Origin of the sequence: Streptomyces sp. NRRL S-340 (genome assembly GCF_000720185.1) — a bacterium.
Lineage (GTDB): Bacteria > Actinomycetota > Actinomycetes > Streptomycetales > Streptomycetaceae > Streptomyces.
The window spans coordinates 1-229 of the sequence record NZ_JOIY01000146.1; the positions used below are offsets into that span (position 1 = coordinate 1).

1 pseudogene is annotated in these 229 nt (G+C 67.2%); it reads left to right on the forward strand.

The features are described from left to right. Positions 1-229 (forward strand): annotated as a pseudogene (locus IG64_RS37335) (hypothetical protein); the annotation flags it as partial.

Sequence of the window (229 nt, forward strand, 5' to 3'; positions counted from 1 at the left end):
CATCGACCCGTCCCTCCAGCTCTTCCTCTCCTCCCACCCGGACGAGTACCTGGACCAGGCCGCCACCCTCGACCAGGTCAGCGGCCAGCAGGCCGACGCACTGAAGAAGATCCAGGACAAGCAGCGCGAACTCGCCCAGCAGCGGGCCGAGGCCACCGCCAAGCTCAAGGACCTCGCCGCCACCCGCACCGAACTGGGCAGCAAGAAGAAGGAAGTCCAGGGCAAGCTC